This window comes from Arthrobacter sp. P1_D4, from assembly GCF_056406115.1.
This window is the reverse complement of the sequence record NZ_JBFUAU010000017.1, coordinates 109,753-127,117: the sequence shown is the minus strand read 5'-3', so window position 1 is coordinate 127,117 and position 17,365 is coordinate 109,753. Positions and strand designations below refer to the sequence as shown.

Genomic DNA, 17,365 nt, shown 5'->3' with positions numbered 1-17,365 from the left:
TTGCCGGACCCGATGCCCGGCGCTGGTCCCACAGTGGTACGGGCCGCTGTGCGAACCTCCCCGGGGAGCTATGGATCTGCTGTGAAGCCGATTGCCGCAGGCGAGGTCACTGCCAAGGTCCCAGCCGGGACACCACGGCCGCGCACCACGGCCAACGCAAGAGCCCCGGCCCTCCCTTGCGGGAGAGCCGGGGCTCTGTACTCTGGCGCGGCCGGTGAAGCGGTCGCCCAGATAAGGAACTACTGCTTGGTGATCGGGCCGAGGACCGGATCGTTCTCGTACGCCGTGTGGACGTTGTCCTTGGTGACGATGACCGGTTCCAGCAGGTAGGCGGGAACAACCTTGACCGTGTTGTTGTAGGACTTGTCGTCGTTGATCTCGGGCGTCTTGCCTGCCTGAATGTCGTTGACCATGACGATCGAGTGCTCAACGAGCGCGCGGGTGTCCTTGTTGATGGTGGAGTACTGCTCGCCCGCCATGATGGACTTGACCGACTCAACCTCGGAGTCCTGGCCCGTGACAATTGGAAGCGGCTTGCCGGCGGCCTTGACGGAGGTCAGGATCGCGCGGGCAATGGTGTCGTTCGGGGACAGCACGCCATCGAGGGCTGCGGTGCCGTAGGTTCCGGCGAGGAGGGTGTCCATGCGCTTCTGGGCGTTTTCTGCCTTCCAGCCCTGGGTCACAGCCTGCTCGAAGCTCGTCTGGCCGGAGAGGACCTTGAGGGTGCCGTCGTCGATCTTCGGCTTCAGGACGCTCATGGCGCCGTCGAAGAAGACCTTCGCGTTGGCGTCATCAGGGGAACCAGCGAAGAGCTCGATGTTGTACGGGCCTTCCGGCTTCTTGCCCTTCATGCCGTCCAGCAGCGCCTTGCCCTGGAGTTCACCGACCTTGAAGTTGTCGTAGGCCACGTAGTAGTCCACGTTCGGGGTGTTCAGCAGCAGACGGTCGTACGCGATGATCGTTGCGCCGGCGTCCTTGGCCTGCTGGAGCTGGGTGCCCAGCTGTGCACCGTCGATGGCGCCGACGATGATGACCTTGTCGCCCTTGGTGATCATGGCGCTGATCTGGTTCTGCTGCTCCGAGACGCCGCCGTTGGCGAACTGCACGTCCGGCTTGTAGCCGGCCGCCGTCAGGCCGTCGTTGAACAGCTGCTCGGCCAGGACCCAGTTTTCGGAGGTCTTCTGGGGGAGTGCGACGCCGATCGCGGAGCCCTTCGGGAATGCTTCGCCTCCGGTGGAGGAACCGCTGGTGGTTCCGGTGTCGGAACGGCCGCAGGCTGTCAGCGCCAGTGCCGCAATAGCAGCGATTGCTGCTGCCTTTCCTGCTTTACCAATCATTCGCATTGCTTGGTTCACTTTCTTTCGGTGGTGTGCGGAGAATTGTGGGGTTGGGGAACTGGGGGGAGGGGATTAGATTCCCCTCGAGATGACCTCTTTGGTCTGCGTGGTCTCGTCGGCCTTGATCTCGCTGCTGCGGCCGAAGTTCTTCATCAGCATGCCGACGATCGATTTCTTGCCCTGGGTCTTGTTGTAGACGTCGAAGGCGACGGCGATCAGGAGCACGAGGCCCTTGATGATCTGGGTGAGGTCGGCGCCGACGCCGAGCAGCTGCAGGCCGTTGTTCAGTACGGCCATGACCAGGCCGCCGATGATCGAGCCGATCACGGTGCCCACGCCGCCGGTGACGGCGGCGCCGCCGATGAAGACGGCCGCGATGGCGTCCAGTTCCCAGCCGACGCCGTCGAACGGTCCCGAGGCGGTGGAGCGGCCAACGAAGATCATGCCCGCGAGGCCGGCCAGGAAGGACATGTTCATCATGACCAGGAAGTTGACCTTCTTGGACTGGACGCCGGAGAGCTCCGCAGCGTGCCGGTTGCCGCCGACCGCGTAGATATGGCGGCCGATGACGGTCTTGGAGGAGATGAAGCCGTAGACGATGATGAGGACCGCGAGGATCAGGCCCGGCACCGGGAAGGACGTGCCCGGACGGCCGGTGGCGAAGAGGTACGTCGCGTAGAGGATGGCACCGCAGACCAGCACCAGTTTGAGGACCATGACCCAGGCTTCGGGGACCTCGGCGCCGAGCTTCTTGGCGTTGCGGCGGGACCGGATCTCGCTGAAGATTACGAACGCGACGGCGAGCAGGCCGATCAGCATGGTGGGGTTGTTGTAGCCGGTCTTCGGGCCGAACTCGGCCAGGTAGCCGGAGCCGATGTACTGGAAATCCGCCGGGACCGGGATGGTGTTCGACTTGCCGACGAACTGGTTGGCGCCGCGGAAGATCAGCATGCCGGACAGCGTCACGATGAACGCGGGAATGCCGACGTAGGCCACCCAGAATCCCTGCCAGGCCCCGATCAGGACGCCGAGCCCGAGCCCCATCAGGACGCCGATGTACCAGGGCAGGCCCCAGTCGCGGATGAAGAGTGACACGCAGACACCCACGAAAGCCGCGACGGAACCGACCGAGAGGTCGATGTGCCCGGCGATGATGACCAGCACCATGCCGATGGCGAGGATCAGGATGTAGGAGTTGCCGTTGAAGAGGTTGATGACGTTGCCCGATGTGAGCGTGCGGCCCTCCGTGAAAATCTCGAAGAACACGATCAGCGCAACCAGGGCGAAGATCATGCCGAATTGGCGGGTGTTGCCGCCAAAGAGCTTCTTGAGCGCGTTCATTGTTTCAGTCCTTGTGTCCGGGGTGTTCGGATTGTTCTGGTTTGTCCCAAAGGGTCAAGCGGTTTTGCGGGCGGACGTCATGAGTTTCATGAGGCTTTCCTGGCTGGCTTCGTCCTTGTTCAGCACGCCGGTGATGGCGCCTTCGAAAATCGTGTAGATCCGGTCCGAGAGGCCCAGCAGCTCGGGCAGTTCCGAGGAAATGACGATCACGGCCTTGCCCTCGTTGGCCAGCTTCTGGATGATGCCGTAGATCTCGTACTTGGCCCCGACATCGATCCCGCGGGTGGGCTCGTCCAGGATCAGCACGTCCGGGTCGGTGAACATCCATTTCGCCAGCACGACCTTCTGCTGGTTGCCGCCCGAGAGCTTCGCGACGCCTTCCTCCACGGAGGGCGTCTTGGTCCGCAGCGACTTCCGGTATTCCTCCGCGACGGCGTATTCCTTGTTGGCGTCCACCACGAAGTTCTTGCTGATCTTGCGCAGGTTTGCCGAGACGGTGGTGGCCTTAATGTCGTCCAGCAGGTTCAGGCCCAGGGACTTGCGGTCCTCGGTGACGTAACCCAGCCCGGCGTCGATCGCCTGGCGGACGCTCCTGAGCTGCAGTTCCTTGCCGTCTTTATAGACATGGCCCGAGATGAAGCGGCCGTAGGAGCGGCCGAACACGGACCGGGCCAGTTCGGTGCGTCCGGCGCCCATCAGGCCCGCGAACCCGACGATCTCGCCCCGGCGGACAAAGAAGTTGGAGTTCTTGCAGACCAGGCGGTCCTGGATCTGCGGATGCCCGACGTTCCAGTTCTTCACCTCGAAGAGGACCTCGCCGATCTTCGGCTCGTGGTCCGGGAACCGTGATTCCAGGGTCCGGCCCACCATGCCCTTGATGATCCGGTCCTCGTCGACGCCGTCGGCCTTGACGTTCAGGGTCTCGATCGACTTGCCGTCGCGGATGATCGTGATCTCATCCGCGATCTGTTCGATCTCGTTGAGCTTGTGCGAAATGATGATCGAGGTGATTCCGCGGCCCTTGAGACCCAGCATGAGGTCCAGCAGGTGCTGGGAGTCGGACTCGTTCAGCGCCGCCGTGGGCTCGTCCAGGATTAGGAGCTTGACCGACTTGTTCAGCGCCTTGGCGATCTCGACCAGCTGCTGCTTGCCGACGCCGATCTCCTTGATAGGGGTGTCGGGGTCCTCGCGCAGCCCCACCCGGGCCAGCAGTTCGGTGGACCGGGTCCGGGCCTCGGCCCAGTTGATCACGCCGCGCTTGGTGGGCTCGTTGCCGAGGAAGATGTTCTCCATGATGGAGAGTTCGGGGATCAGCGCGAGTTCCTGGTGGATGATCACGATCCCGGCGTGCTCGCTGGCCCGGATGTCCTTGAATTCCTGGACCTCGTTCTGATACACGATGTCGCCGGTGTAGGTGCCGTAGGGATATACACCCGAGAGCACCTTCATCAGGGTCGATTTCCCGGCGCCGTTCTCACCACAGATGGCGTGGATCTCGCCGGCCTTCACCCGCAGGCTCACATCGGCCAAAGCTTTAACGCCGGGGAATTCCTTGGTGATGGAACGCATCTCGAGGATTAGCGGATCACTGTGCGTGTTGAGGGACGTCATCTGCCCTTACGCCTCCAATGCATGACTTCGTTGTCCGCCCCTGCAAACCGCAGGGCCGTCTGATGGAAAAGTAAACTGGATCACAGCCCTTGTCGTCAAGTCTTTAACGCAACAGCCGCATAACGAAATGGTTAGTTTCGCCGGATTCCGGCGTGCTGGAAGACCAAAGCCGTGGCCCCGAGGGCCTCGGCCCGGTCGCCCAGGGATGACATCGTGAGGGTGGTTGTCTCGCCAATGACCGGCACCGCGTGGCGGATCAGGCCGCGCCGGATCGGGTCCAGCAGCAGCTGGCCAAGGCCCGCCAGGGGGCCGCCGACCACAATGACCTCGGGGTTGATCAGGTTCGCCACGTTGCCCAGCGCGCGCCCGACGGCGAGCCCGGCGTCGTCCACGACACGGAGCGTGGCGGAGTCCTTCTCCAGGGCCTTGCGAACGATGTCCCCGGGCGAGAGCGGCCGGTCCTCGCCGCGGCTCAGGAGCTCGATCATGGTGGTGGTGGAGGCGATGGTTTCCAGGCAGCCGCGGTTCCCGCAGCGGCAGATCAGTCCGTGCTCGTGGATGGTGGCATGGCCGATTTCGCCGGTGATGCCCACGTTGCCGTAGTACGGGACGCCGTTGAGGATCAGCCCCGCGCCGATGCCCGAGCCGATCTTGAGGAACATCAGGTTGCTGATGCCGCTGTGCGGCCCCCAGGTGACCTCGGAGAGGGCGCCCAGGTTGGCGTCGTTGTCCACGAAGACGGGGAGTTCCAGCGCTTCTTCGAGGCGTTTGAGGATGTTGATGCCCACCCATTCGGGCAGGATCGCGCCTTGCGCCACGGTGCCGGTGCGGCGGTCGATCGGGCCGGGAATTCCGACGCCGGCACCCACCAGGGCGCTACGTTCCACACCGCTGTCCGTGAGCAGCCGGTCCAGCACCCCGACGGCGGCCTGGATGCCTTCCTCGGCGTGGTGGCCCAGGGGCAGCAGGACGGACTCTTCGGCGATCACGTGGTAACTCAGCGAGGCCAGCACGACGCGCAGGTGGCGCCGGCCGAAGTCGATTCCGACGGCGACGGCCCCGTTGCTGTTGAGCCGGACGTTCAGGGCGCGCCGCCCGGAACTGGTGATCGGTTCAGTCGAGGCCAGCCCGGCGTCCTGCATGATTTTGACGATGTTCGAGACCGTGGCTGTCGAAAGCCCGGTCTGGCGGGCCAGTTCCGCCTGCGTGGATGGGCCCGCAAGGAGGCATTCAATGATCCGCTGCTGGTTCAAATGCCGGAGGGCGGACTGCGATCCGGGGTTCTTGGTTCGGCTCCTCGTTGAGCGCGTTGGTGAGGGCATGCTATGAAGCGTGACGCATTCACGCCTTGTAGTCAAGAAGTTAACGCAACGATAACGGCCGCGCCGGTCGAATGCCGGGGAGAGGGCGGTCAGCACCCGCCGTCTCCGCGGCAAGGACGTTCTGCCCCGCTGGCACGCTGTCCGGGTGGAATTGCACCACACCCCGCGTTCCGGGCCGCGGCTACTCTGGTCGGGAGAGCCCGCCGCGCCCCGCGGAGGCGTCCGGAAACGTGAGGTGGTAATGGTGCTGCTGGCCCTGATGCAGGCGAACTCCGCCGTGCTGGACATCGAGGCGAACTGCGCCGCGGTGGAGGTCGCGGCGCGCAATGCGTCCGCCGCGGGTGCGCAGTTGCTGGTGACACCGGAACTCTTCCCCGTGGGCTATGCGCCGCGGCGGCTGCGGGAGGCGTTCGATCCCGGCAGGTTGCCCGCGCTTCGGGAAGTCCTGGCCGGCATCGCGCGGCGCAACACCATCGCCCTGGTCTACAGCCTGCCCGCGGTGACGCCGGCCGGCGGGTGGCACATTTCCGCCGCCCTGGTCGACGAGGCGGGCGAGGAGCTGCTCAGTTACGACAAGGTGCACCTGTTCGGCCCGGACGAGCGGGCGGCGTTTACGCCCGCCGCGGCTGCCCCCGGCGTCGTGGATTTCCACGGGCATAAAACGGCGCTGGTCATCTGCTACGACATCGAGTTTCCCGAGTCGGCGCGGGCGGCCGCCCTGCGCGGCGCGGACCTGCTGCTGGTGCCTACGGCACTCGCCGGCGGATTCGACGTCGTGCCGCAGGTGCTGATCCGGGCCCGCGCCTTGGAGAACCAGCTGACGGTCGCCTACGCCAATCACACCGGTTCGGAGGATGATTGCAACTTCCGCGGCGGCAGCATCGTCGCGGGCCCGGACGGCTCGGTCCTGGCCGCGGCCGGAGCGGGGCCGGAACTGTTGTTTGCCGAACTGGGTGAGCCCGGCCGCGCCGCGGCAGACGGCGTCGAGGACGCCGTGGACTACCTGCGGGACCGCCGCCCGGAGATCTACCGCTCCTGGGGAGTCTGACCGGCGGCGGACGCCTGACCTGCGCTGGCCGGTGCGCTGGACGCCTGACCTGCGGTGGCCGGGGTGGGCGGATCAGGCTCGGCCTGGTACTGCAGGGCGATCCAGAGTTCCGCGCGCGCCTGGGCCTGGTTGAGGTCAAGGCCCAGCAGCTCAGCGATGATGCCGATCTGCCGGCGGACGCTGTTTCGATGCAGTCCCGTGGCCTTTGCTGTGGCGTCCCAGCTTCCGTTTTCGCCCAGCCAGGCCCGCAGGATGCCGAGCAGGTTGTCGCGGCGCTCCGGCTCGAGGGCGAGCAGGGGTGCCAGCAGATGGCCCGCCAGCAGGGTGCCGGCAGCCGGTCCCAGCAGGCCGGCCACCGACCACGTCACGTCGTCCGCCCGGACGCTCCGGCGGCTCGTGAGAACGCGGTTGCGCAGTGAAGCGGCGTTCCGGTAGGCCTCCGGCAGGTTCGCGAAATCGGTGCCGCTGCCGATCACAAGGCGCCAGCCGAGCCGCTCCACTTCGGCGAGCAGGGCGTCGTCGACCTTGAGCCTGGTGATGGCGGCAAAGCCGTACTCGGTGAGCTCCACCAGCTTGGTGTCGAACAGCCGCCGCCACTCCAGCAGTGCCCGCACCGGAGCCTCGCCCGGTCCGCCCGGGGTCCGGGCGCTGTCCGGGGTCCGGGAGCTGTCCGGGGCGGCGTCAATCCGGAGACCCTGTACGACCCGCAGCTGGCCGGACCGGGTGGAGGAGATGCTTTGGGCCAGCAGGTCCTTGAACCCGTTGCCTGCCGTGCGGATCCTGAGGCCACGCTCTCCGGGTGCAGCAGCAGCGCCGTGGCCAGCTGGCTCGGGGCCAGGGAGCCGCTGATGCGCTGGCGGACCAGCAGTTCCAGCAGCCCGACCGCGGTGGAGACAACGCTGTTCTGGGCCGGGGTCAGCGGGGCGTCCGTGCCGAGGATGAGCGCACCGAGGTTGGCGTCCCGGGTGCTGCGCAGCGGATACCCGAAGACCAGGGACGAGCCCACGGCGTCGAACGAATCCATCTCCACCCGCGGACCGCTGCCGGCGAGCAGCCTGGCCAGCAGCGGCTGCAGGTCGGCGGAGTCAACTCCCGGCACGGCGCCGGCAGCGGCAGCGGCGCCGGCGGCCTGCGGGCCGGGGGAGGGGCCCGAACCGCGGGCGCGCACCCGCCCGTCGGCGCCGACCAGCACGGCCCAAACCGGGACGCGCTGGACCAGGGCCGCGAGGAGTTCGTGCTCGGGGCGCGCGGACAAGACCGCGCGCATGAGCTGCCGGCTGGTGTCGGCCAGCTGGCGGAAGGTCTTGGCGTTGTCCGACTCGAGGAGCCGGGAGAATTCCAGTCCCAGCGCGGCGAACGGGAGGCTCTCCGGGATGGCGACCAGGGTCAGGTTGTGCTGCCGGCAGGCCCGCACCACGGCATCGGGCACGGCGTCGAAATACGGCTCCAGGCCAAAGCCCAGGGCGCCCACGCGGGCCTGGACCAGGCGCCGCACATAAGCGTCCACCGCCTCCTCGCTGCCGCCCCCGCCCACGAACGGCAGGCCGGCCGTGAGCAGGAACTCGCCGTCGAGCAGGTAGGGGGTGGGATCTTCCAGTTCGCTGGGCTCCACCCAGCGCAGGCGCTCCTGGCCGTTGCCGCCGTCGTGCACGACGGCCAGTGCCGGCAACTGGCCCAGGAACTGCGCCAGCGTGACGAAGCCGAGCCGCTCCGGGTCCTCAGCAGCCACGGCCGCGGCCCCTGTGCCGGCCGCCCGGCCGGCGGAGTCCAAGTGCATTAAGTCTCATGGGGGAAGACTACAGGTCATTTTGCACAACCTTGAGAGGTGGCTCACACGCCTAGGGTTGGTTCGGGAAACCGACCACTACTGAAGATAAGGACGTCAACGATGACTGTGCCAACTCTGATCGGCGAACGCCCGCCGGCGGAAGCCGGCCGTCCCGGGCTCACCGCCCAGCTCCTGCGCCGCAAGCCGATCGGCCAACTGGTCCGCGAGGCCGAGACCGGACACGGCGGCACGCGGCTGGTCCGCAGCTTCGGTGTCCTGCAGCTGACCATGATCAGCGTCGGGGCCACCCTGGGCACCGGCATCCTGGTCATCCTGGGCCAGTCGGTGCCGCTCGCCGGCCCGGCCATCTGGATCTCCTTCGCCATCGCCGGCTTCGCCGCCCTGCTCTCCGCCGTCTCTTACGCGGAGATGGCCGGCCTGGTCCCTGCCGCCGGTTCGAGCTACTCCTACACCTATGCCACCATGGGCGAGGGCATGGCCTGGATCTGCGGCTGGTGCCTGGTGCTCGAATACGCCGTCTCCGTGGCCGCCGTCGCGGTCGGTGCGGGCCAGTATGTCAACGAGGCCCTGGCGGTCTTCGGCCTGGAACTCCCGGACGCCATCTCGCAACCGCCGGGAGCCGGCGGCGTGCTGAACGTGCCCGCAATCGTGATTGTCGCCCTGGCCACCGTGCTGTTGGTCCGCGGCGCCAAGGAGAGCGCCTGGATCAACACGGCGATCGTCCTGGTCAAAGTCGGCATCCTGCTGTTCTTCTGCGCCGTGGCCTTCACCGCTTTCAACGGCGGACACTTCGAACCCCTCATGCCGATGGGCGCCGCCGGCGTCTCGGCCGCAGCCTCCCGGGTCTTCTTCTCCTACATCGGCTTCGATGCAGCCTCCACGGCCGGCGAGGAGGCCCGGAATCCCAAGCGCGACCTCCCGCGGGCCATCCTGCTCTCCATGCTGATCGTCACCAGCATCTATGTGCTTGTGGCCGTCGCCGCCATCGGCGCGCGCCCCTGGGGCTGGTTCGACGGTACCGAGGCGGCCCTCGTGAAGATCCTTGAGGAAATCACCGGCCAGCCCTGGGTTGGCGTGGTGTTCGCCGTCGGCGCCGTGCTCGCCATCGCCAGCATCGTGCTGACCGTGCTGTACGGGCAGACCCGGATCCTGCTTTCGATGTCGCGCGACGGCCTGGTGCCCAAGGTCTTCGGCCGGATCTCGGCCCGGACCGGCACGCCGGCTGCCGGAACCCTGATCGTGGGCACCGCCGTCGCACTGACCGCCGGCCTGGTGCCGCTCGGTGCCCTCGCGGACGCGACCAGCATCGGTACCCTGTTCGCCTTCGCCTTGGTCAACGTGGCAGTCATTTACCTGCGGCGGACCCGGCCCGAACTCACGCGCAGCTTCCGCGTCCCGCTCTTTCCGCTGACACCGATTCTCGGCGCCCTCATGTGCGTTTACCTCATGGCCAACCTCGGCGCCGAGACCTGGGCGGTGTTCGGTGCCTGGATGCTTGTTGGCTGTGCCGCCTACTTCGGCTACGGCCGGAAGAACTCCAGGGTGGCTGCGCTGAGCCACGAGGACTACCTTGACCTATCAAGCCGCCACCCTGACAACACCACCACACACGAGGAACTGAAGGCAGAGATCTCATGACCATCGCCACCGAACTTCCGGCTCCCGAACCCGCTGCTGAAGCGGGCGCGGCGCCCGTCACCATGCTGAATCCGGACTTCCCGTTCAGCTACGACCACTACCTCGCCCACCCGGAGGGCCTGGGATCGGTGCCGCCCGAGCTTTACGGGACCGAAGTCGCCGTCGTTGGTGCCGGACTGTCCGGACTGGTGACCGCGTATGAGCTCATGAAGCTGGGCCTGCGGCCGGTGGTCTACGAGGCCGACAGGATCGGGGGCCGGCTGCGGACCGCCAGTTTCCCGTCCGCGCCGGGCATCGTGGCGGACCTCGGCGGAATGCGTTTCCCGGAATCCGGCAAGGCCTTCTACCACTATGTGGACCTGCTCGGGCTGCAGACCAGGGCCTTCCCCAATCCGCTGGCGCCGGCGACCTCCAGCACGGTGATCGAGCTCGCGGGCCAGAAATACTATGCCGAGACCGCGGCAGACCTGCCGCCGTTCTTCCGTGAGGTGGCGGACGCGTGGAAGGCCGCCGTGAACGACGGCGCCGGGTTCGCCGAGATGCAGGACGCCATCCGCGCCCGGGACACAGCCCGGATCAAGGACCTCTGGAACGCGCTGCTCCCCCAGCTGGACGAGCAGACGTTCTATGGCTTCATCGCCGGCAGCGACTCCTTCAAGGAAGCCGGATTCGCCCACCGCGAGGCCTTCGGGCAGGTGGGATTCGGCACCGGCGGCTGGGACACCGACTTCCCCAACTCGATCCTCGAAATCCTTCGGGTGGTCTACACCGACGCCGATGACCGGCACCGGCTCATCGACGGCGGCGCGCAGCGGCTCCCCGAGGCACTGTGGGAGCACGCGCCGTCGGGCATGGCCCACTGGCCGGACGGCACCTCGCTGGCCTCGCTGCACGCAGGCGCGCCGCGCGGCGCCGTGGACCGCATCGCCCGCGACGGCGGCGGCGACTTCCGGATCCGGGAACGCTGGGGACGCGAATCCGCCTACCCGGCGGTGGTGACAACCTGCCAGTCATGGCTGCTCTCGACCCGGATCCACACGGACGAGGCCCTGTTCCCTGCCGAACTGTGGACGGCGATCGAACGCTCCCACTACATGCAGTCCTCCAAGACCTTCGTCATGGTGGACCGGCCGTTCTGGAAGGACATCGACCCGGCCACGGGCCGCGAGGTCCTGTCCATGACGCTGACCGACCGGCTGAACCGTGCCACCTACCTGCTGGACAACGGTCCGGACCAGCCGGCCGTGATCCTGCTGTCCTACACCTGGAACGACGACGCGCTGAAGTGGCTCTCGCTCACCGCGGAGGAACGGGCGGAGCTCATGTTGCACTCGCTGGAGCAGATCTACCCCGGGGTGGACATCGCCAGCCACATCGTGGGCCAGCCGATCACCGTCTCGTGGGAGGCCGACCCCAACTTCATGGGCGCCTTCAAGGCCAACCTGCCGGGACACTACCGCTACCAGCAGCGGCTCTTCACGCACTTCAAGCAGGACGGGCTGCCGGCCGAACAGCGCGGGATCTTCCTCGCCGGCGACGACGTCTCCTTTACCGCCGGCTGGGCCGAGGGAGCCGTCACCACCGGGCTCAACGCAGTCTGGGGCGTCGTCAACCACCTCGGTGGCTCCACCCCCGCCGGGAATCCCGGACCGGGCGAGCTGCTCTCCGAGCTCGGGCCGATCGCCCTGGACTGAGCGGCGCCGGCCCCGGCGCTGTGCTCCTCAGGCGTTGTGTAGTTGGCGGTGCGCGCGTGCCAGTTCCTGGTAGTGGGCGGCGTTGTGCTGGACGCCGGCGAACTCCTCGTCGCTGAGCTCGCGCCGGACCTTGGCCGGAACGCCGGCCACCAGCGAGCGGGGCGGGATGACGGTGCCCTCCAGCACCACGGCGCCGGCGGCGATGAGGGACCCGGCGCCGATCACGGCCCCGTTGAGGATGGTGGCGCTCATGCCGATCAGGCAGTCGTCCTCAACGGTGCAGCCGTGGACCACGGCGCTGTGGCCGACGCTGACCCGCGCCCCGACGGTGCAGGGGAAGCCGGGGTCGGCGTGCAGCACCACGTTGTCCTGCAGGTTGCTGCCGGCGCCGACGGTGATGGCGGCGGTATCGGCGCGGACACTGACACCGTAGAAGGCGCTCGAGTTCTCGGCCAGGGTGGCGTTGCCGATCACGGACGCCGTGGGCGCGACGAAGGCGGAGTCATGGACGGCCGGAGTGGTACCGGCGAATGCGTAGAGGGGAGCCATGCCTCCAGCCTAGGACACACCGCCGCCCCCGTCAGGCGGGGGAGCGGAGCACTGTGAAGCCCTCGCCGCCCCAGCCCGAGGTGCGCGGGTCGCCGGCGCCGCGTGGGTCGGGTGCGGGGAGTATGACGGCGATCGGCGCGCCCGGTTCGGCCACCCGCCCGAGTTCGCGGACGACGTCGTCCCACTGTTCCGGGGGCAGGCCCGCAAGGGCATCCACCGCCCACACCGAGTCAAACGCGGCATCGGCGAACGGCAGGGAAACCGGTCCCGCCACGGAGGCTTCCAGCCCGTGGGATCGGGCGATGTGGATGTTCTCCTCGGACTGGTCGACACCGGTGAAATGGATGCCGGACTGCACAAAGTGCAGCCCGTCGGCGCCCGGGCCGCAATCCAGGCCCAGCACGCCGTGCCGGCCCTCGTTCTTCAACAGCGCCACAAACGATTCGAGCCGGTCCCTGCGGGAGGATTCCATAGCTCCAGTTAATGACCGCTTCTAGTTAAAGACAACCGTCCGGTTGCCGTCGAGCAGGACGCGGTGCTCGGCATGCCACTGCACGGCCTGGGCGAGGGTCCGGCCCTCCACGTCGCGGCCCATCTGGACGAACTGCTCCGCGGTGCGCCGGTGGTCCACCCGGATGACTTCCTGCTCGATGATGGGCCCCTCATCCAGGGCCGCCGTGACGTAGTGCGCCGTGGCGCCGATGAGCTTCACGCCGCGGGCATGCGCCTGGTGGTAGGGCTTGGCACCCTTGAAGGAGGGCAGGAACGAGTGGTGGATGTTGATGGCCTTGCCCGTCAGTTCGGTGCAGAGCTCGTCGGAGATGATCTGCATGTACCGGGCCAGGACTGTGAGCTCGATGTCGTGTTCCTTCATCAGGACCCGGAGGGCGTCCTCCGCCTGGATCTTGGTGTCCGGGGTGACCGGGATGTGGTGGAACGGGATGCCGTAGAACTCCGCCAAACTCTCGAGGTCGCGGTGGTTGGACACGATGGCCGGAATGTCGATCGGCAGGGTTCCGGAGCGCTGCAGGAACAGCAGGTCGTTCAGGCAGTGGGCGGACGTGCTGGCCATCAGCAGGGTGCGGACCTTCCGGCCGGCCGGGTTGAGGCTCCACTGCATCCCGAAGGCCTGCGCCACGGGTTCCAGCGCCGCCTGCAGCTCCGCCTGGGCCGCCGCCGTCGTCGCCTCCACCCGCATGAAGAAGGTGCCCGTTCCCTGGCTGCCGTACTGCTGGGAATCTGTAATATTGCAGCCCGCCACCAGGAGGGCCCCGGCGACGGCGTGCACGATGCCAGGCCGGTCAGGGCAGGAAAGAGTCAGGATGTAGGAGGCAGTCAGGTTCTCATCAGTCACGAGGAACAGCCTACCTGCGCTTCAAGGGCAGTTTTGAAAGGGTTTTGGTAGTGTTAACCCGTCGCAACTGGCGTTGGATGGCTAACCATCAGGGAGCGGCACTCACGAAGACCACGGATCGTACGCCTGGGCCGAGGGTCATGTCTTACCGGTCGGCAGCATCACCGCTGCCGCACCGTTGCTGGTGCCCGCACGGGGTGCCGGCCGCCGCTGTCGCGGCCCCCTGTTAAGGGGCCCGTAATCAAGGGGCGGCGCAACGGGCCAGCCGGTAGCCTGACCAATAGCCGTACCCGTTGCCAACCAGGAGTTCCTCGTGACTACTACCACCGCCACCTCAGCCGCCGTGAGCAACCAGCCGCTGGCCGAACTCGACCCTGAAATCGCCGCCGTCCTGGCCCAGGAACTTGGCCGCCAGCGCGGCACCCTGGAAATGATCGCTTCCGAGAACTTCGCCCCGCGCGCCGTGATGGAAGCCCAGGGCTCCGTCCTGACCAACAAGTACGCCGAGGGCTACCCGGGACGCCGCTACTACGGCGGGTGTGAATACGTCGACGTCGCCGAGCAGCTCGCGATCGACCGCGTCAAGGACCTGTTCGGCGCCGAATACGCCAACGTGCAGCCGCACTCCGGTGCGCAGGCCAACGCCGCCGCGCTCGCCGCCATGATCACCCCGGGCGATAAGATCCTGGGCCTGTCCCTGGCCCACGGCGGGCACCTCACCCACGGCATGAAGCTGAACTTCTCCGGGAAGCTCTACAACGTCGCCGCCTACCAGGTCGAGGAAGATGACTTCCGGATCGACATGGACAAGCTGCGCGAGCAGGCCATCGCCGAAAAGCCCCAGGTGATCATCGCCGGCTGGTCCGCTTACCCGCGGCACCTCGATTTCGCGGCCTTCCGTTCGATCGCCGACGAGGTCGGCGCCCTGCTCTGGACCGACATGGCGCACTTCGCCGGCCTCGTCGCCGCTGGGCTGCACCCGAGCCCGGTCCCGTACTCCGACGTCGTGACCTCCACCGTGCACAAGACGCTGTCCGGTCCGCGCTCCGGCGTGATCCTGGCCAAGCAGGAGTGGGCCAAGAAGCTTAACTCCGCCGTGTTCCCCGGCCAGCAGGGTGGCCCGCTCATGCACGTGATCGCGGCGAAGGCCGTGGCCTTCAAGATCGCCGGCACCGAGGAATTCAAGGAGCGCCAGGAACGTGTGCTCGAAGGCGCCAAGATCATCGCCGAGCGCCTCGGCCAGGCCGACGTCGCCGGTGCGGGCGTCTCGGTCCTGACCGGGGGCACCGACGTGCACCTGGTCCTGGTGGACCTGCGCAACTCCCAGCTGGACGGCCAGCAGGCCGAGGACCTCCTGCACTCGATCGGCATCACCGTCAACCGCAACGCCGTGCCGTTCGACCCCCGCCCGCCGATGGTCACCTCCGGCCTGCGCATCGGCACACCGGCCCTGGCCACCCGCGGCTTCGGCGCCGAGGAATTCACCGAGGTGGCGGACATCATCGCCACGGCGCTGAAGTCCGGAGCTGCCACGGAGATCGAACCCCTGCAGGCCCGCGTGGACAAGCTCGCCGCCGATTTCCCGCTGTACCCGCAGCACGAGCAGTGGTAGGCCATGACTTCTTCGCACACCGCAAAAACGGCTGAAACTGCACGGATCCTTGACGGCAAGGCCACCGCCGCCGCCATCAAGGCCGAGCTGACCGAGCGCGTGGCCGTGCTCAAGGCCCAGGGCATCACGCCCGGGCTGGGCACCATCCTGGTGGGCTCCGATCCCGGCAGCACCTGGTACGTCGGCGGCAAACACAAGGACTGCGCCGAGGTGGGCATTACCTCCATCCGCCGCGACCTGCCGGAAGAGACCAGCCAGGACGAACTCCTGGCCGTGGTCCGCGAGCTCAACGAGAACCCGGAATGCACCGGCTACATCGTGCAGCTGCCCCTGCCCAAACACATCGACCAGGACGTCATCCTGGAGGCCATGGATCCCGAGAAGGACGCCGACGGCCTGCACCCGATGAACCTGGGCCGGCTCGTGGCCAACGTCAGCGGACCCATGAAATCCCCGCTGCCGTGCACGCCCAAGGGCTGCGTGGAGCTGCTGACCCGGCATGGGATCGACCTGAACGGCAAACGCGTCCTCGTGGTGGGCCGCGGCGTCACCATCGGCCGTCCCGTGGGTCTGCTGCTGACCCGGAAGGACGTCAATGCCACAGTCATCCTGGCGCACACCGGAACGGTGGACCTGCCGGCAGAACTGCGGCAGGCCGACGTCGTAATTGCCGCCGCCGGGCAGCCGCACATGATCAAGGCCGCGGACCTCAAGCCCGGGGCGATCGTGCTCGACGTCGGCGTCAGCCGGGTCGACGACGGCAGCGGCAAGGCAGTGGTCACCGGCGACGTGGACCCCGCTGCGGCGGACGTCGCCGCCTGGCTCTCGCCGAACCCCGGGGGAGTGGGGCCCATGACCCGCGCCATGCTGCTCGCCAACGTGGTGGAAACCGCGGAACGCCAATGGGCAGAGGAACGCCGCCCGGGGCCCGCCTAAGGCTCCCGCGGTGGGTTGGGSSGGSTTTSGGKGGGCCCAACCACCGCAGGATTCCGCACGTTCTACCGCCGGCCGGCATAACGGAACGGATACGTCAGGAGTTTTTACGAAAAGACTCTTTCATAGTTTGCGGGGATCCACTACCGTAGTGCGGGTGTCCGAACTTGCCTCTAAAGAATCACGCGCGAGCAGCCCCTCCGACGCCGCTCTCCCATACGTCATCACCGCCGAGAACCTGACCAAACGTTACGGCGACGTCACCGCCGTCGACGGCATCTCCTTCCGCGTTCCCGCCGGGGAAGCGTTCGGCCTGCTGGGCCCCAACGGCGCCGGCAAGTCCACCACGATGAAGATGATCGGCGGGGTCTCGCAGCGCACCTCCGGCAGCCTGAACATCATGGGCCTGGACCCCGAACAGCACGGGCCGGAGGTCCGCGCCCACCTCGGCGTCGTGCCGCAGCAGGACAACCTGGACGAGGAACTGAAAGTCCGGGACAACCTGCTGGTCTACGGCCGCTATTTCGGCCTGCCCATGAGCTACCTCAAGCCCAAGGCCGACGAGCTGCTGGAATTCGCCCAGCTCACCGACAAGGCCAACTCCAAGGTCGATGCCCTCTCCGGCGGCATGAAGCGGCGCCTGACAATCGCCCGTTCGCTCATCAACGAGCCCCGGATCCTGCTGCTGGACGAGCCGACGACCGGCCTTGACCCGCAGGCCCGGCACATCCTTTGGGACCGGCTGTTCAGGCTCAAGGAACAGGGCGTCACCCTGATCCTCACCACGCACTACATGGACGAGGCCGAGCAGCTGTGCGACCGGCTGATTGTGGTGGACAAGGGCAGGATCATGGCCGAGGGATCGCCGGCCAGCCTGATCCGCGAATACTCCACCCGGGAGGTCCTGGAGCTGCGCTTCGGCTCGGAGCGCAACGCGAGCGTCGGCGCGGAGCTCGGCGGCATCGGCGAACGGGTGGAAACCCTGCCGGACCGGGTGCTTATCTACGCCCACGACGGCGAGGCCGCCCTGGAGCAGGTCACCGCCCGCGGCCTGCGTCCGGTCACCTCACTGGTCCGCCGCTCCTCACTCGAAGACGTCTTCCTGCGCCTGACCGGCAGGAGCCTCGTTGACTAAGA

Annotated in this window: 13 protein-coding genes and 1 pseudogene; 6 read left to right on the top strand and 8 right to left on the bottom strand. The window is 67.3% G+C overall.

Annotation, left to right across the window (positions count from 1 at the left end):
* Positions 1 to 239: 239 nt before the first annotated feature.
* The 4 genes from AC1D0A_RS17270 to AC1D0A_RS17255 form a co-directional block, all read right to left on the bottom strand.
* Positions 240 to 1,343, bottom strand: coding sequence for a substrate-binding domain-containing protein (locus tag AC1D0A_RS17270; RefSeq protein WP_459384150.1), 1,104 nt, complete (start codon positions 1,341 to 1,343; stop codon positions 240 to 242).
* Between the two features lie 66 nt (positions 1,344 to 1,409).
* On the bottom strand, positions 1,410 to 2,678 hold the full coding sequence (mmsB, locus tag AC1D0A_RS17265) for a multiple monosaccharide ABC transporter permease (RefSeq protein ID WP_243180208.1): 1,269 nt from the start codon (positions 2,676 to 2,678) through the stop codon (positions 1,410 to 1,412).
* Positions 2,679 to 2,732: 54 nt separating this feature from the next.
* Positions 2,733 to 4,289, bottom strand: a complete 1,557-nt coding sequence (gene mmsA, locus AC1D0A_RS17260; RefSeq protein ID WP_028277320.1) for a multiple monosaccharide ABC transporter ATP-binding protein — start codon at positions 4,287 to 4,289, stop codon at positions 2,733 to 2,735.
* Positions 4,290 to 4,420: 131 nt separating this feature from the next.
* A complete protein-coding gene (locus tag AC1D0A_RS17255) occupies positions 4,421 to 5,611 on the bottom strand; it encodes an ROK family transcriptional regulator (protein WP_028277321.1) in 1,191 nt (396 codons plus the stop codon).
* A gap of 241 nt (positions 5,612 to 5,852) precedes the next feature.
* On the opposite strand from AC1D0A_RS17255, the gene AC1D0A_RS17250 reads away from it, so the two are divergent.
* On the top strand, positions 5,853 to 6,659 hold the full coding sequence (locus AC1D0A_RS17250; protein ID WP_243180204.1) for a nitrilase-related carbon-nitrogen hydrolase: 807 nt from the start codon (positions 5,853 to 5,855) through the stop codon (positions 6,657 to 6,659).
* On the opposite strand, the pseudogene AC1D0A_RS17245 reads toward AC1D0A_RS17250, so the two are convergent.
* Positions 6,638 to 8,436: pseudogene (locus AC1D0A_RS17245) on the bottom strand (PucR family transcriptional regulator). The gene AC1D0A_RS17250 and the pseudogene AC1D0A_RS17245 sit on opposite strands and share 22 nt — an antisense overlap.
* Before the next feature lie 111 nt (positions 8,437 to 8,547).
* On the opposite strand from AC1D0A_RS17245, the gene AC1D0A_RS17240 reads away from it, so the two are divergent.
* Both AC1D0A_RS17240 and AC1D0A_RS17235 read left to right on the top strand, forming a co-directional pair.
* On the top strand, positions 8,548 to 10,086 hold the full coding sequence (locus AC1D0A_RS17240; protein ID WP_476946375.1) for an amino acid permease: 1,539 nt from the start codon (positions 8,548 to 8,550) through the stop codon (positions 10,084 to 10,086).
* The gene (locus tag AC1D0A_RS17235) at positions 10,083 to 11,780 is read left to right on the top strand and encodes a flavin monoamine oxidase family protein (protein ID WP_476943530.1); all 1,698 of its coding nucleotides are present in this window, start codon (positions 10,083 to 10,085) and stop codon (positions 11,778 to 11,780) included. The genes AC1D0A_RS17240 and AC1D0A_RS17235 overlap by 4 nt, the downstream gene beginning before the upstream one ends.
* A 27-nt stretch (positions 11,781 to 11,807) precedes the next feature.
* Here the strand turns inward: AC1D0A_RS17235 and AC1D0A_RS17230 are convergent, their stop codons facing one another.
* Genes AC1D0A_RS17230 through purU form a run of 3 tightly spaced genes read right to left on the bottom strand, consistent with a single transcriptional unit; the run spans position 11,808 to position 13,683 of the window.
* The gene (locus AC1D0A_RS17230; protein WP_476943529.1) at positions 11,808 to 12,329 is read right to left on the bottom strand and encodes a gamma carbonic anhydrase family protein; all 522 of its coding nucleotides are present in this window, start codon (positions 12,327 to 12,329) and stop codon (positions 11,808 to 11,810) included.
* A 31-nt stretch (positions 12,330 to 12,360) separates the two neighbouring features.
* A complete protein-coding gene (locus AC1D0A_RS17225) occupies positions 12,361 to 12,801 on the bottom strand; it encodes a class I SAM-dependent methyltransferase (RefSeq protein ID WP_476943528.1) in 441 nt (146 codons plus the stop codon).
* Positions 12,802 to 12,822: 21 nt separating this feature from the next.
* The gene (purU, locus tag AC1D0A_RS17220; RefSeq protein ID WP_476943527.1) at positions 12,823 to 13,683 is read right to left on the bottom strand and encodes a formyltetrahydrofolate deformylase; all 861 of its coding nucleotides are present in this window, start codon (positions 13,681 to 13,683) and stop codon (positions 12,823 to 12,825) included.
* 313 nt (positions 13,684 to 13,996) lie between these two features.
* Here purU and glyA point away from each other — a divergent pair, with 313 nt between their 5' ends.
* From glyA to AC1D0A_RS17205, 3 genes are all read left to right on the top strand, one after another.
* A complete protein-coding gene (glyA, locus tag AC1D0A_RS17215) occupies positions 13,997 to 15,295 on the top strand; it encodes a serine hydroxymethyltransferase (RefSeq protein ID WP_028277328.1) in 1,299 nt (432 codons plus the stop codon).
* 3 nt (positions 15,296 to 15,298) lie between these two features.
* Positions 15,299 to 16,231, top strand: a complete 933-nt coding sequence (locus AC1D0A_RS17210) for a bifunctional methylenetetrahydrofolate dehydrogenase/methenyltetrahydrofolate cyclohydrolase (RefSeq protein WP_476946374.1) — start codon at positions 15,299 to 15,301, stop codon at positions 16,229 to 16,231.
* A 154-nt stretch (positions 16,232 to 16,385) separates the two neighbouring features.
* Positions 16,386 to 17,363, top strand: a complete 978-nt coding sequence (locus tag AC1D0A_RS17205; protein ID WP_043436284.1) for an ABC transporter ATP-binding protein — start codon at positions 16,386 to 16,388, stop codon at positions 17,361 to 17,363.
* Positions 17,364 to 17,365: the final 2 nt, after the last annotated feature.